This window comes from Prevotella nigrescens, assembly GCF_031191185.1.
GTDB classification, from domain to species: Bacteria; Bacteroidota; Bacteroidia; order Bacteroidales; family Bacteroidaceae; genus Prevotella; species Prevotella nigrescens.
Genome location: NZ_CP133465.1, coordinates 778,038 through 793,928 on the forward strand (window position 1 = coordinate 778,038; position 15,891 = coordinate 793,928).

General features: G+C 41.9%; 9 protein-coding genes. 1 reads left to right on the plus strand and 8 read right to left on the minus strand.

The window, feature by feature from the left end:
• The first annotated feature begins 28 nt into the window (after positions 1–28).
• A complete protein-coding gene (locus RDV52_RS05350) occupies positions 29–361 on the plus strand; it encodes a hypothetical protein (RefSeq protein ID WP_004366641.1) in 333 nt (110 codons plus the stop codon).
• Positions 362–422: 61 nt separating this feature from the next.
• On the opposite strand, the gene RDV52_RS05355 is transcribed toward RDV52_RS05350, so the two are convergent.
• The 8 genes from RDV52_RS05355 to gltX all read right to left on the minus strand — a co-directional run bounded on the left by RDV52_RS05355 (position 423) and on the right by gltX (position 15,785).
• Positions 423–2,207, minus strand: coding sequence for an Omp28-related outer membrane protein (locus RDV52_RS05355; protein ID WP_004366639.1), 1,785 nt, complete (start codon positions 2,205–2,207; stop codon positions 423–425).
• Positions 2,208–2,217: 10 nt separating this feature from the next.
• Positions 2,218–4,149 (minus strand): Omp28-related outer membrane protein, encoded by a 1,932-nt coding sequence (locus tag RDV52_RS05360; RefSeq protein ID WP_004362556.1) that lies wholly within the window; start codon positions 4,147–4,149, stop codon positions 2,218–2,220.
• 2 nt (positions 4,150–4,151) lie between these two features.
• Entirely contained in the window at positions 4,152–7,322 is a 3,171-nt protein-coding gene (locus tag RDV52_RS05365) for a CARDB domain-containing protein (protein ID WP_223381160.1), read from the minus strand.
• A 172-nt stretch (positions 7,323–7,494) separates the two neighbouring features.
• Complete coding sequence (locus RDV52_RS05370) at positions 7,495–10,596, minus strand: T9SS-dependent choice-of-anchor J family protein (protein WP_004366636.1); 3,102 nt, start codon at positions 10,594–10,596, stop codon at positions 7,495–7,497.
• Between the two features lie 701 nt (positions 10,597–11,297).
• Positions 11,298–12,392 carry a tryptophan--tRNA ligase gene (gene trpS, locus RDV52_RS05375; RefSeq protein WP_040556892.1) on the minus strand — a complete coding sequence of 365 codons (1,095 nt, stop codon included), beginning with the start codon at positions 12,390–12,392 and terminating at the stop codon, positions 11,298–11,300.
• 82 nt (positions 12,393–12,474) lie between these two features.
• Positions 12,475–12,972 (minus strand): hypothetical protein, encoded by a 498-nt coding sequence (locus RDV52_RS05380; RefSeq protein ID WP_004366633.1) that lies wholly within the window; start codon positions 12,970–12,972, stop codon positions 12,475–12,477.
• Entirely contained in the window at positions 12,969–14,231 is a 1,263-nt protein-coding gene (locus RDV52_RS05385; RefSeq protein WP_004366632.1) for a 3-deoxy-D-manno-octulosonic acid transferase, read from the minus strand. The genes RDV52_RS05380 and RDV52_RS05385 overlap by 4 nt, the downstream gene beginning before the upstream one ends.
• A 36-nt stretch (positions 14,232–14,267) precedes the next feature.
• Positions 14,268–15,785 carry a glutamate--tRNA ligase gene (gene gltX / locus RDV52_RS05390; RefSeq protein WP_004362466.1) on the minus strand — a complete coding sequence of 506 codons (1,518 nt, stop codon included), beginning with the start codon at positions 15,783–15,785 and terminating at the stop codon, positions 14,268–14,270.
• Between the last annotated feature and the right edge of the window lie 106 nt (positions 15,786–15,891).

Genomic DNA, 15,891 nt, shown 5'->3' on the forward strand with positions numbered 1-15,891 from the left:
ACAAAAACTAATTGTAGAAACAGTAGAAATGGAAAAGGCATTAAAGAGCTTTATTACGCAATTCCAACATAAAATTCCGCAACACATAAGCCTGTCAGTAGACTACGACAAGATTTCGAAGAAACTAAAACAGTACCACATTAACTTAGAGTCGAAGTCGTTACATAAGCTTTGGGGATATATACAGACGAAGGAAAAGCCATCTAAAAAGACATTAGACCGACTGGCATTATTTGCCGGCTTCCAGACATGGAACGATTTGCTTACAGCTATTCATGGCAACTGCGATGGACAATTGAACTACGAGAATAAAAATGACAAGAAGCAAGCAGGACATAAAAGCGAGCGTACAGAGGTTTAATCTGATACGCTCGCTTAAGGCAGACTACTCTAAGAAGCAGTCTTTTTAGAAAGTTCTCATACTATTTCAGAACCATCTTCTTGACAAAAGTCTTGTTGCCATCTACACATTTAATAATATATACTCCACTTGGAATGGCTTGGTTGGGAACTTCTACACCATAAATGTTGTAGATATATACCTTTCCAGCGAAACCATTCACGTTGAGTGTGCCGTTGGCAAACGTAAACTCGGGTACAAGCAACGTTCTGTTATCGGAAATAGATGTAGACGGGTCTGGCATAACCTTGGTTTCTGCAGCATTCTCTATCTCACCCTTGCTGTTGAGCAACAATGCTACGAGATACAGATTGTCGGCATTCTGCACCTTGTCAGGGACGGTAAGCTGAGCTGCATATTCTACAGTTTCGTCTGCCTTTACACTGGTAGGGATACTGCCGTCTACACCGTAGAAGCTGTAGTTCATGCGTGCCACGTGGTCCATATCAATAGAAGCTGCTCCAGGAAGACTTTCGAAGCCACCCATTTGTCCATTGCCACCACCCGAATAGTAGTTGGATTGCTTGTAGCCTTTGATGCCATTTTCTATCAGAACGAAAGAAACCTTATAGTTTACGTTTTGTTCGTCAGCGAAGAATGTGGTGAGAGCCTTTGCATTGATTTTCTTCTTGGTGTCGTCAGTAAAGTTTGCCTCGATTTCTACGCCTATATGCGGTGGAGTAGCCACAGCCTTGTTGTGCATTACTTCTAAAGTTCCTGCTTCTGGAGAAGTAGGATTTTTCAGGTTGCGGTTGATATAACAATTTGGATAGCCTTTGAATTCCAGCTTGCTATAAGAGTTTGTTGTCAAGGCGTCGTTCTTATGTACGGCAATGCCGATAAAGGTTTCTGGGTATTTCTCAGACATGTGTTTGAAAGCTACGATACCTCTCGGACACCAACCACACCACGTTCCCGTTCCCTCTTCCACAACGAAACGCTGTTTAGGAACAGAACTCTTTACCTTCACATTCGTATAAGCGATGTTGTTTCCAGCGTATGCATCAGCTTCATCATCGACATTGACAAGGTTGAATTTTACTGTATGAGCGCCCTCTTTGTCGAAGCCGGGATAGTCTATCGTGAATGTCTTCTCCACATTAGAGCCCATAACAGTTTTAAATTCCATTACTTTCTCTTCCGCATTGTCTATAGTGTAGCTCACCTTAAGCTTTCGGGCAATACGCGGACTTAGATTTATTACGCCGAATTCGAACTTGCAAGGCGTGCCTTTCTTTACAACAACGTTTTTGTTCGCATAGAGCCACAAGTCCTTAGGCATATCTTCGCCTGAGATTTGCGCCTGAATGGTTAGGGCAAGTGCCTCATAGTTTTTGTCGGTAGCATAGTTCTTCCAACCATCTCCTAAGTCAGCCCAGCAGCCATTTTGCGAATACATTTCTGAACGACCCATCGACTTGTTATCGCCATCGTAGCTGTAACCAATGTAGAAAGCGTCGCCATCTATGGTGTAAGTAGAACTTAGCTTGACGTTGTTCCAGCCATTGTAGAGATCGCCTGCTGTTTTTGTAACAGCACTCTCCCCATTGAGATTTTTCGTAATGAAGACTTTTACGTTCCTTGCCATTGCAGCCAAACCTATTCTAACCATAGAAATGGTTTTCCCCTTGTACATCTGGGCTACTTCGGAAGGAATATAAATTGCACCTTTGGCAGCCTTTTTACCACCAAATTCACCTGTTACTTTGTTATTACAATAGCCCCAGTAGCAATTGCTTGGGGTTGCTTGTGCCTCGATAGATATGAAACTAAGAAGCAACAGAAAAAGAAATACTGCCTTTTTCATATTATTTTAATTAATGGGTTATACAAACTTTTTGTGTAATGGTGTCTTTGCCATTTGTAGCCTTTAGTATATAGAGACCATCTTTCAGCAGATTTACGTTCACACTTCGCCCAGATATATCGTAAATGCCAGCCAATTTCCAGCCTTTAGACATCAATATCTTTCCATTTACTACGTAGAAAGCCTTATCGTTAGTAGTCATAGTATGCGAAGTAATGCCTGTAGGATCAACACAAGGAGCCTGCGTGGTGTTGTAGATGGTACGTTTTTCTACATCTTCATTGTAGTTGTTTACAAAAGAAACAATACGCATATTCTTTATATTCCAATCAGGTTTAATCTTCACAGAATAGGTTTTCTCAAAGTCGTATTTAGAAATATCAAGAGCATCGCCCCACGCATTGCTGCTGAGAACAGCTCGTAACACTCCATTTTGTATATACGTATCTTTGCCTTGCTGCTGTTTGCTGCTAATGCCATCTTCTACCAACCACGTGGTTAAGCGCAAGTCGGTCTGCAATGGCATCTCGTTTGTTCCGGCATGACCACTAACCTTTACGTTCATTTGCGTACCATTAACTTTGGGTTCTGCCTTCAGCGTTACGAAAGAGTATACGTTCTTGGCTAAATCAACGAGCTTGGTAACTGCTTCTCCGTCTGCAATAAAGTAGGCAGGTCCTGGATCTTCAAGTCCGCTAACAATAATGCGGTCTACGGCAATGGCAGGAACAAAGGTTTTAGATTTACCATATAGCTGTTCGTATTCGGTTTCTTCAGGAATACGGAATTGGTCTTTGTGTTGTTTATAGTCGAGATGGTGTTTTACACGAACAACATCTTCGCGTGAGCCTAATATATCGGTGTAGACCTCGTCGGCTGTTGTGCATTCATTATACCCTTCGGAAGTAAACTCTTCGAAAAGCACGGAACGCTCCACCGGACCTGTTCCTTCTTTGAAAGAGAAGCCCTTACGCTCTGCAGAATTATCCTTCATATCAGGGTCGGTAGCTCCATTCACTTTCGTAATAGTGAAAGAAGCGGTGAAGTTCCCTTCAGCAGGAATAGAGATATTGTCTAACTTTATTTTCTGAGGTTCATTGTTTGGCACATTGAAACCATTGAGCACAACTTCCTTGCTCTGCAGTCCTTTAGCCGAAACAGTAACAGTAAGAGAATTGACAGGTGTCGTTCCATTGTTCTGAATATAGGCAATGTAAGACTTTGGTTTATTTTGTTCGACATATTCTCCACCATCGTCAGATGTTAATTTCATCAGTGAAACATCGTTGTTTGGTACGGTATTGCCAGACACAACGGCACGGATACAGATATTCTTCCCTATTCCGTTTGTGTTACTGAACCAATTCATGTCGTACCCATACCAGTTTCCTCCCGGCACTGCGTAGCGGCTTTCATCGAACAAGAGACAGTCGTAGTCTTCTCCGTCTTCCAAGTAGAGTATGTAACCAATATAAAGGTTCATATTCTTCTTAATCGTTACGGGGTTTTTAAAGCTCATCTTGTTCCAGCCTTCTTTGTAAGTGGTTGATGCCCCTTGGGCTAACGTAGTTCCTTGCATGTCCTTAAGATCGGTACAAATAAAGTATTCAGCTAAATTTCCACGCTTAGGACTGATTGCAAATTCTATAGATTCAATCTTGTCTCCGACATATTTGTTTAATACATCTGATGGGAAATAGGCTGCAGCATGGTACTTGTGCGAACCTGTTATCTGTGCAATTAAACCACGGCTTGCTTCTGTCGTGCAGTAGCCTATGTGCATTTTATCTTTAGCTTCTGGTGCTTTAATACTCTGGTTTGAAGATGGAAGAGTTTTTAATTTAAAGACTCCTTCGCTTGCAGACTGAGCAAACAAGCCTCCCCCCGTAAAGGGAAGGCTTGCAAAAATTGACAGAAATATATATTTTCTGATAGCGTTCATTGTTATTTTACATTAAGTTTCACACTTGTAACAACACCATTCTTGTCGATTGTACGAACAATATAGAGTCCGGTTGGCAAGTTTACCTTGGTGCGTCCGATACCCATAGCCTTAACAGTCTTAACTATTTTACCATCTACAGAATAGAAGTTAGCCACCTTGACATTCTTATCGAAGGTTATCATATCTGTATTTGTGTCATAGAAGAATGTTTTGTTTGCTACATGTGCATTGCTGATATTATTAGCAACATCGAAACCAAGATAGAGAATTGGAGCCGAATTGTAAGCATGCGATTTCGTTACTTCGAATGGAGAAGCTTCTGCATACTCTAACATTCTGTATATATTAGACGTGTTGGCATTGAACACTTTATACACTGCACAGAACATAAGGTTAGATGGAACAGCATCTTCTTTCTCGAAAACAACTATTAAATTCTTTGTCTTATCGTATTTAAACGGAGTATTAAGGTCGAATGCCAATATGTTATTGCGACCTGGTTCGAGGGTGAATGTACCGTCGTAAACGAGCGTTAACTCGTTGTTCGGCAACCATTGTGTACGAGAAGTGAAGCTTTCTTTATCTGTATGTGCGAGATATATCTTCACGTGGAAAGGATCAGTTCTATCGGTCAAGTTGTCGTTAGCGTTGTAAATATAACCTAAACGCTTGATGTTTCCATCTTTATCAGCCTTTATTTCAGATGCGAGATAAACAGATTGGGTTCTCTCATAAGTATCACTGTTCATGCAAGGACCGTGTGTATCCTCTGATTCGTCTTTACCGCTGGTTACAATATTTGTCCATGGAGTAGTTCCTGCTGGATTAACTTTAATGCGAGCAACAGCCGTTTTGTCGTTGCTATGCTCTTGGTCACCTTCTAATTCAACCACTGCATAGAAGTCGAACATACCATCTTTGGTTGGGTTAAACGTTACAGGAACATCTGCAATCTTGCCAGCTTCCAATGTAGGAACGGTTGATGTTTCGCCAACAAGCGTCTTTGTACCTTCATCGTCGCAGTAAATCTTGATGCTATACTTGCTTTGAGTTTTAGAGCCAACGTTGCGAATCTTAACGGTGCACTTGTTATCGTAACCGACAACAGCCTCTTGGATACCGTTTATTGTAAATGCCTTCAAATCGTTTTCAGCAACATAATCTACATTAAGACCAAACAATCTGAAGCTGTTATACTGGCTGTGTGTAGCGATAGACATTCCAAAGTAATATGTTCCGTCTGCTGGAGCAGTGAACATATCCTCGAGTTTCTCGCGAGTGTACATATTCTTGTAAGAGCAATCTTTCACTTCGCGGATTACTGTAGCATCTTTTAGATCTTCACCATTCGTTCCCATCGTCAGTTTCAAGTCGAAAGGAGTTTCTTTTTGGTGTGCATAGAAGTCGGTCGTAATACGATAGGTCTTTCCGCCTTCGAGCTTAAGAGGAGGTGAAGTAACGAATCCTTGAGCCTCTTGATAGTTGCTATATCCAATCAAACACTTAGAATCTTCATCGTATCCACCACAATAATAGAAGAAGATAGACTGATTGGTTGGACAGAACCAACGGTTCGCATCATCTTGAGTTGCGAAATTCAGCTTGATAGGAGTCTTCAGTGCACTACCAGCCATAATTCCTTCAGATTCAGCAACCTCTCCTTCACCAGCATTACTCTTAGCCATAATCTTGTAAGAGTACTTCTGTTGTTCGCCTAAAGTTTTGTCCTCGTATGAAGTTGCAGTCAAATCTTTTGCCACTACAACGTTATCTGGCATACGTGTTAATGTGTAAGTCAGCTCTGATTCCTTGATATAGCCATTGTTTAAGCCCTTCGTAGGTGCTTCCCACGATAGAGCTATGCCGGTACCTTTCTTCTGTATCTTGATGTTTTGCACTGCACCAGGAACATCAACGCCCATATAGCAACGTATGCTGTCGGGTACACCTTTCTCACCAGCTACTCTTGAAGCTACAACATAATATGTATTGATACCTGTATGTGGCTTTTTGTCGATGTATTGCATTGGTTGTCCAACTTTGTTTGTTGCGTCAATCGTTGCAATCAAATCAGCATTTTCAGTAGAAAGTAAAGTCTTTGTCGGTGTAAGTTCAGTTGTTGTTACATTTGGTTTCTTGCGATAAACCAACACTTCTTTAAGTTCTGTAAGGTCAGAACCATTCCATGCCTTTGTTGGATTTACCCATTTGATGGTATCAACCATTGCTCCATTAACATCAGCGCGTGCATCTATGCTTGATACTTGTGCAGGTGCGGTACGCTTATCAGCCACCATATATGGGATAGTAAGACCAACAAAAGAGTTACCTACATTGAACCATGATTTATCTTGATAGGTTCCTGTTGCTGTATCAATCGTATAAAGACTTGTAGCTCCATAGCTACCAACTGGAATCCACCAAAGATTTCCTGTAGTGAAGTCGAAACTCATAGTACCAAAGTACTTCTGTATATAAGCTTCACCCCATTTACTCTTACATTCTACCTTTGTCAATTCGTTGAAATCTTTATCGAATTTAACGAGTTCGGTTCCTACTACAACTTCTTCGTTTTCGCTTTTTCCTTTCGGACGCAGCATATAACAATTACCGTCATAGTCGAAGCTGAGATTATAATAAACCCGATCGAAATCTTTTACTTTATTAAATTCGCCCGTTGTTTTATCGATTGTGTAAAGTGCAGAGAAGGCACTTACGATTTTTTCTTCGCCATCTATAATCTTTGTAACATAGTCTTTACCCAGTCCATATATTTCTTGGGTAGCCTGATTGTAGCTCAATGCATATACGTCGTAGCCAGTATACCATCTTTGTTTTTCAGTATTGTTAAACTTATAGATAGTTGTTGTGTCGCCAGTCGCTACATTTAATTTAGCAAAATACAACGGCATTACTCCATAAGTGTAAGATTGACAGAAGATTGTATAGCAATCTTTTCCATCAAAGGCAGAACAATATGGACCATGAGCTTGGTGTTGGTCATCTTCCGGCGTAAAGTTCTTTAATGTTGTATATTCAGAAGCTTTACCTGTGCGGAACTTTATCCAGCCGCGTTTCTTGTTCTGACTTACCAACTGTCCCGCATACATGGTGATTCCCTTTGCCTTGTCGTCGATGGCTTGAGGTGTACGACGAGGTGGAGCCATCATTATTGTCTTTGTAGGTTTTTCCCATAATTTGGGAAAACTGTTTGTGGTCGTTTGTCCGGAAGCAGGAATCGCAGCCAAACTCGCGAACAAAAAACCAGTTAAATAAGAAAGCTGTTTCATGTTTAAAATGATTTAATGTTAAAATGGAATATGTTTAATAATTATAAAATTGCTATTTAAGAATCTTCAATGTACGTACCACTCCGTCTTTTTTTATCTTCAATAGATAAATACCGGCAGGTACCGCATCCAAGTTGAGCTTATCCGTATTTCGAACTATTGTCATTGTAGCACCAGAAATATTCATTAGCTCCAACAGTTCGCACACAGACGATGTGCTTATTGTATTGTCATGTCGGGTAATCTTGACCAAATCACCGTCCACAGAAAGGATTCCTGCAGGATTTTTTTCTGTGTATTCCAACATTAAGAAGGGGATATATTCAGAAATAAGAATATTTTTTTCATTAATATCTTCCGTTTTGCCGTCGTATCGTGCGGAACGGACATTGCCTTTAGGCATATCGAAGAGCCATTCAGGGTGTTGTGCCTCTTCTATTGGATTATCTCCGGGGAGTGTTTCGAACTTAAATAGAATGTTCCCTTTCGCATATTCGAATGGCTTGTCGAATACTATTTTCAGCTCTTTGTTGTCGCCTACGCCCTCAATAGTAACATTTCCGTCATACACTTTCGTCCAACCAGCCTGATCGAAGTATCCAAGATATCCGGAATCGGGTGCTTTCGTATTAGAACGATCGGTTATTTTCATTGAGACCCTGGCAGGGAACGTATAAGCCAACTCGTTCTTTCCATTGTATTTTAATTGCATGGCAACGATATTAATATTCTTTTTCCGGATTTCGTTTTCGAGATACAAACATTGCGATTGGGCATACGGAGAAATCAAATAGAAAGGCATTACCCAGCCATAATTGTCTATTGCGTTCAGTGTAATCCACTTCTCAGCATCGGCACCATCGACTTTCACTTTCAATGGAGTATCCAATACATTGTCGGCAGGGTAAGTATCGCCGGCAAGAATTACGCGTGCAGAAACATTCACTTCGCCTTTTGTCTTTGGAATCCAAGACACTGTAACTGTTGTTATTGTGTCTGGAGCAACCTCAACACCGTCTGCCGTTCCTAAAACTTCCTTACTGTCGGTATCGAATAGTTCTATCTTGTAATTCTTTACAGTTGCCGAGCCTTCATTGCCCACCGTAACAATGAAAGGTTGTTCTACGTTACAGTTAGCCGTAACCGACCCATTTAGCTCCTTAACGCTTAAATCTGTCTCGCTATATTCGCGCAAAGATACATCTTTAAGGAATATTTGTCCCTTCAAAGCGTCCGAGCATGCATGGAAGGCGATATGCCCGTAAGCATCATTAGGGATGAAAATATCTTTACCATAGTAATAATGTTCCGAAGCTGTATGGAACTCTCCGAGGTCCTTTATCAATGTTGTCAGTTTCTCGGGAGTAGACTGTGTGCCATAGAAAACCTTCATTTTCTCCATCACAGGCTTGTGTGTTGAAGGGTCAATCCAGTTGGCTGAAGAGTAAGTGTAGCGCAACTGGTATTTCTTTCCTTTTGAAAACTTCAGAGGAGGAGATACCAACCAGTCGTCAGCAGCTTTCTCGCTACGGTCGTAGAATGTGCGCAAAGTTTCATCGTGGAAGCTCCACGACATACCATCATGGTTATTATCGATAATTGTCCATCTGCCAAATTCTTCTCGTGTTATAAGATTTGAGGCAAAGGGGATAGGTTCCATTGAGCCGAAAGCAACGATGTTAGATGTCGCAGAAAGTCCTTTTCCTTTCTTATTGCAGGCTGTAACAACGTAGCTATAGCCTGCATGAGTTTTCACATTGTCTTTTACAGAGCGTGCTGTCGTCTTTGTTGCTATGGTTATGTTATCTGGCAAGCGCATTACATCGTAGGTCAAGGTCGCTTTGTCGAAGTATCCGTTGTGTGCACCAGCCGTTGGTTCGCTCCAAGTTATGGCCCCTTCTTTGCCGTTGGCTACGAGCTTTACGTTTAAAGGAGCTCCCGGAACATCTTCTCCTACAAATGCTGACGCCTCTTTATAGACACCATTGCCTGCATGATTATAAGGAACCACCTTATATATATATAGTCCCTCTGCAATGTTTTCGTCTTTCCAGGTTATATTTTCATTCTTATTAGAGACGCTTAAGGTTTTAACAAGTTCATTATTGCGGTAGATTTTTATTCCATCAATACTTGTCAATGCCTTATTACGATAATTTTTTGTAGGTGTAATAAATGTTAGTGTTGCATTGTTGGCCCCATTCTCTCCAGCTTTTACGGTAAGATTTCTTACGTACGACGGAGTTTCGTCTGGCACATATTGGTATGGAATGCCCATTGAGAGCAATTGTAGGTCGCCTTCAATTAACTTTTTACTTACCGATAGACCCGTCTCTGGATTTAGTTCTACCAGATAAGCCTTGTCGTCAGCAGCCTGTGCGGTCCACCATAAGCGGTGTGTCGTTTTGTCGAACTCCATCGACTGACTGTAATTGCCTATGTTCAGTCCGGTACCTGCAGCCGGGCTTATTGTTGTAACGGCACAGGTTTGTTTTCCTGCATCAATAGAATTTTCATCTATTTTCACCAAGAACGACTTTTTAATTTCTCTATCTGTCGTTACAGCATAAAGGAAACCATCGTCTGCCGAGAGTGTGAAGAAAGGCATTTTTACGCTTGCAATCTTCGTTAAAGCGTAGGAGGTTGTATTTATTTCGTACAGATCCGTCGTAAATTTATCCACATCATAGTGCATTCCGAATATCCTTCCCGTCTTCGGATCGTAAGTCATTTCTTCTAATATAAGTATTGGAGCTGTCTTGGAGAATGTGGTCTTGCTTTCGTACTCGCCCGTCATAGGGTCTATTATGCTTATTCCGTGGGGCATAAGCACATTGGCATACAACGTAGTTTCGTAGGCTACATACTTATTGCCGACGAAAGTGCCAGCCGTAAACACTGGTGTAGTGCCTAAAACGTTGCCATAATCTTTTATCAACGTATAGTTGCTGGGGGCGTCTGACCTAAACGATGTCAGTCCGTTAGTACGGCACTTCATGTCATAGCGCAGATATCCAACTATCTTTGCTTCCCCGTCCGGAACATCGTAGGTAAGCACTTTCTCTCCCTGAAGCTCATTCTTATTAGGTTGCGCACTGCAAATGTTGTTTATGCCCAATAATAATGATAATACTATAAATAGCTTTTTTCTCATATATGAATTTGTCTTTAGAAAAGTTTGGGTTTATAGCCTTTGGGTAAAGGTATTGCTTTTTAATAAATCAATGAATATTTTGCTGAATAAAAAAATACAATTTTATCATAAAATAACAAACAAACGCATCTGTTTAGAGATTGAATACAATAATTAACAAAATGAAGATGCAACGCCATACTATTTATTTAGATATATCGGTCCGCCATTTTTAACCATTTGTATGCCGTTTAAGTGCCAACGAAATAAAACTGATGTGAATATATTTTCACCCCCGAAACCTATTGATATATGATGAAATGAGGCACACAGTCCGTTAGATGCGAAAGTAGACGGGATAGTTTAGAAACTCATAAAGGCGAGTTTCGGTCTCTTTTGTTTATCAACCGCGGACTGTTATATGTGCACAAAAAAGTCGAAATGAAGGATTTTATTTTACTACGAAAACACGCTTATGCAATGTGCTAAGTATCAAGGCATTACAAAACAGGCTCTTTTGCGTTCTAAAAGAGCCTGTTTTACACGGTAAAACCCACCTTTCTACAACGCAAAACCCACCCTTTTGCATCGCAAAAAAGTGGGTTCTATTTCCTATAAGCCATAGGAAAACTATTTCTCATAAGTTTTGTAGTGTGTAAAAGGGTAACTTCTGGTCTCCTATAGGCCATAGGAGAACTCGTGTTCTTAAGTTTTCTATACTACTATCCTTCCTTTTGTTTAAACCGTTCGGACTGGCTGCGTATCAACTCTGCATCGTCAAAATAGTTTATTTGCATCGCTTCTTTCACTTCGGAAAGCGTCTGCGATGCCGTCTGACGGGCAGTTTCAGAACCTTTCTTCAGTATATTATATATCTCTGGAATATCTTGTTCGAACTCGTGGCGACGTTTCCTGATGGGTTCCAACATCTTGTTTAACACGTTGTTGAGTAGTTTTTTACACTTCATGTCGCCAATGCCCCCTGCAGTGTAGGCGGTTTTCAATTCATCAAGTGTTTTAAATTCGGGCCAAAATTCAGCAAAATCGGCATCGGTGGCAAATGCATCGAGATACGTAAACACGGCATTTCCTTCTACGTGTCCGGGGTCGGAGACATTCAAGTGAGTTGGGTCGGTGTACATTCCCTTCACCTTTTTCCAAACCGTATCGGCATCGTCGGACAGGTAAATGCAGTTGCCAAGGCTCTTGCTCATCTTCTCTTTGCCATCGGTTCCGGGCAAACGGCGCGCAGTTGTGTTCTCCGGGAGCATAATGTTTGGCTCTACCAACACCGGCGCATAAATCTGATTGAAGCGGCGAACAATTTCGCGTGCCACTTCCAGCATAGGCTCTTGATCCTCACCAGCAGGCACGGTGGTTGCCTTGAAGGCTGCTATGTCGGCAGCCTGCGACACTGGATAGCTGAAGAACCCCATTGGAATGTTTGCTTCGAAGTTGCGCATTTTAATCTCAGTCTTCACCGTTGGGTTGCGTTGAACACGGCTAACGCTTATCAAATTCATAAAGAAAGTTGTCAGTTCCGATATTTCCGGAATCTGACTCTGTATGAACAGTGTACACTTCGTGGGGTCGAGACCGGCTGAAAGGTAATCTAATGCCACTTCAATAATATTCTGACGTATCTTTTCCGGGTTATCAGCGTTGTCGGTCAGTGCTTGCACATCTGCCATAAACACAAACATCTTGTCGAAGTCGCCGGCGTCCTGAAGCTCTACACGGCGACGCAGCGAACCCACATAATGTCCAAGATGCAGCTTGCCTGTGGGGCGGTCGCCAGTTAATATTATTTTCTTCATCTTCCTTATATTCTTTTTTTGCAAGTCATACAATGGTATCTTGCTCTTACACCTTATTATAATACAACTCTTCAGTAGTTCTTTATCGTTCTACATCTGTCGTATCGTTATCCTGTTTGTGCTTTTTCTGATGTCGGACTACAGTGTCGCGCACTTCTTCTTCCACTTTTTCGGCTGGGCGAGCTACCGTATCAACAGAGGGCTCTATTACAGGTTCCGTATTTGTTTCATACGGAATAGTGTCCATTGCCGCTGGTTGTGGCTCTGGCGTTGCGGGTGCTGGGCGTAGCCAAACGAAATAAGCACCTACTCCAAGTGCGATTATCAGCAATCCAATAATGATGGCAATAACCAAATTTTGCCTATTGCCATTCAGCGTTTCGCCTTCTATAGGTTCTTGAATGCTGTCGCCGGGCTGTTCGGTCGCCTCCTCGTCGATAGCGTCCACGCCTGAAACAAGAGGCAACGTAACCTCCATTATTCCATGACAATGAGGGCATTGGCATTCTATAACCTGACCTTCGCCAGCCTCAACAATGAATTGTGTGCCACAATTATCGCACGTTATCTGATATTTCATAACTTAATACTTGAAAAAACTTTATCGGTTGCACCCGATAATCTCTTTACAAAATCACCTGCAGCATTGCCACTGTATTGCAGAAATGCCTTATCGGAACTGAATTTCTCCATTACTTGTGCAAACATTTCATAGTTGTCCACTTCAAAGCCGCCTTCGGAAGCCAACAATCCTTGTGCTTCGGCAAAACGTTTGTTGTTCGGACCGAACATTACGGGCACGCTCCAAACTGCAGCTTCCAACACATTGTGAATGCCAACTCCAAAGCCTCCGCCTACATAAGCAACATCACAATAATGATAGATGGACGATAACAAACCGAAACAGTCTATAATGAGCACGTCGGCATCAGCCACATTCTCTTCCGTCGCTTTGGTATAGAAGACCACTTTCTTTCCTTTCAGCAACTGTAAAATCTGTTGGAGATGGCTGTTGGCAATGACATGAGGTGCTATGATGAGTTTCCACTCGCTGTGTTTATCGAAATATTTAATAAAAATCTCTTCATCGGGCAGCCACGAAGAGCCTGCAACAAACACTTGGCGCAAAGCCTTGGAGTGTCCAGCAGCCGACTTCACCTCCTTGTTTCCAATAAACTTATCTAACAAAGGTAAACATTTGCTACTTTCTTTTATTTGCAATACACGGTCGAAACGTGTGTCGCCCACGACCGTAACGTCGTTTATGCCGATTTTTGCCAAGAGTTTTTTGCTTAAATCGTTCTGTACGAAGAAGTGGGAGAAACATTTCAACACGGCAGCATACTGTCTGCCATAAGGTCGGAAAAAGATTTGGTTGGGTCGAAATATACTTGAGACACTGTAAACGGGTACATTGCGATGGCGCAAAATGTGCAAATAGTTGTACCAAAATTCGTATTTTATAAAGAAAGCCATAACCGGGCGCACCGCACGCAAGAATTTCCGTGCATTTGCAACGGTGTCGATGGGCAGATAAGTAACGATATCTGCCTGCTCGTAGTTCTTTCTTACCTCGTATCCGGAGGGAGAAAAGAACGTTAAAAGTATTTTATAATGGGGATATTCTTTCTTTATTCTCTCTATAAGTGGGCGTCCTTGCTCGAATTCGCCTAAGGAAGCAGCATGGAACCAAATGTATTCTGCATTCGGTTCTACCTGTTTTTGAAGTACGCCAAAGGCAGCACGCTCACCTGTCCACATTTTTTTCACTTTCTCGTTGAAGTGGCTATAGATGGCAATGCCAGTCTGGTAAACATACATTATAATATTGTATAGCATAGCTTCCCTTGTCTACGAATTAGCGCATGGTGCGTTTTAACCCAACACTTCGATGGCTTTGTGCAAACGATGCAAGGTCTCTTCTTTCCCAAGAAAGGCTGAAATGTCGAACATTCCAGGTCCTTTCCCAATACCAACAAGGGCTAAACGGAAAGCATTCATAATGTCGCCAAGCTTATATCCTTTCTCTTCTACCCACTTCATAACGATAGATTCCTGTCCTTCTACACTGAAGTCGCCGATATCAGCCAGTATTTGAGAAAGCTCTGTCATCTGTTTTGCAGAGTATTCCTTCCAGCGTTTCTTTACGGTTTTGGCATCGTATTGTGTTGGAGGGATAAAGAAGAATGAGCAAAGGTCCCAAAGTTCGTGTACGAAATTCACACGGTCTTTCATTAAATGAACTACCTCCGTAACCTGTTTCATGGTTGCGTCTACACCATTATTTGCTACAATAGGAGCAAAAAGACCGGCTATTTCTTCATCACTCTTATGCAATATATACTCATGGTTAAACCAAATGCCTTTCTGATAGTCGAACTTAGCTCCACTTTTAGAACATCTCGCAATATCAAAGGCTTGTACAAGTTCGTCGAGGGTAAAGAGTTCTTGTTCCGTTCCAGGATTCCAACCCAAGAGAGCAAGGAAGTTTACAACCGCTTCGGGGAAGTATCCGCATTCTCTATAGCCCGAACTTATCTCGCCAGTTTTAGGGTCTTGCCACTCTAAAGGGAATACTGGGAAGCCTAAACGGTCTCCGTCGCGTTTGCTCAGCTTTCCCTTGCCTTCGGGTTTCAGCAACAAAGGAAGATGTGCAAAGCGTGGCATGGTGTCTGTCCAGCCGAAAGCACGATACAGTAAAACATGTAGGGGAGCACTTGGCAACCATTCTTCGCCACGAATAACATGGCTTATTTCCATTAAATGGTCATCTACAATGTTGGCAAGATGATAGGTCGGCAATTCATCAGCGCTCTTATACAACACCTTGTCGTCGAGTATGTCGGTCTTGACGCACACATCGCCACGAATCATATCGTCTACATGGACTTCTGTTCCCGGTTCTATCTTGAAACGAACAACGTACTGTTCGCCATCGTCTATCATTCTTTTAACTTCCTCTTCGGCAAGTGTGAGCGAGTTGCGCATCTGCATTCGTGTACGGGCATCATATTGAAAGTTTGCAATTTCGTTCCGTTTAGCTTCCAATTCTTCTGGAGTGTCGAATGCTATGTATGCTTTCCCCTTGTCCAAGAGCTGGTTTACATAAGTTTTATAGATGTCACGGCGTTCGCTTTGGCGGTACGGGCCATGCTCTCCGCCGAAAGTTACACCCTCGTCGAACTTAATTCCCAGCCAATGGAAAGCCTCTATGATATATTCTTCTGCACCAAGAACAAAGCGATTTGAATCTGTATCCTCGATTCTAAATACTAATTCACCATTATGTTGGCGTGCAAAGAGATAATTATACAAAGCTGTGCGTACGCCACCGATATGTAACGGACCCGTAGGACTGGGCGCAAAGCGTACTCTTACTTTTCTTTCTGCCATCGTTCAAAATCAAAATTTTGTGCAAAAATAAGCATTTTTTTCGATTATAAGGCTTTTTTTTTGTATTTTCGCATACTGATATTGGAATGGACTAATATTGGTCTCT